1 pseudogene is annotated in these 524 nt (G+C 46.8%); it reads left to right on the top strand.

The features are described 5' to 3' along the window. Positions 1–524: pseudogene (locus R7Z50_RS30955) on the top strand (fructose-bisphosphatase class I); the annotation flags it as partial.

Raw genomic sequence — 524 nt, 5'->3', positions numbered from 1 at the left:
TTGAAAAACAAGCGGATTTCCCCCACGCTAGCGGTGATCTCTCATCTCTTTTAGCATCCATTCGTTTAGCTGCAAAAATCGTTAACCGTGAAATCAACGCAGCAGGTCTTGGTGATATCACTGGCGCTGTCGGCACGGAAAATGTCCAAGGCGAAGCGCAGCAAAAGCTAGACGTATACGCGAACGACAAATTTAAAGCGGCGCTTGAAGCTCGTGACCAAGTTTGTGGCGTTGCCAGTGAAGAAGAAGATGAAGCGGTTGCGTTCAACAAAGAACTCAACCAAAACGCAAAGTATGTTGTATTGATGGACCCACTTGATGGTTCTTCAAATATCGACGTAAACGTGGCTGTCGGTACCATCTTCTCTATTTATCGCCGTGTTTCGCCTATTGGCACACCCGCGACAGAAGAAGATTTCCTTCAGCCAGGTCATAAGCAAGTTGCAGCAGGTTACGTAATTTACGGTTCATCAACTATGTTGGTGTACACCACAGGTAACGGCGTAAACGGCTTTACTTACGAC

Source organism: Vibrio sp. 1249-1 (genome assembly GCF_033340495.1).
This window is presented reverse-complemented; position numbering and strand designations above follow the sequence as displayed.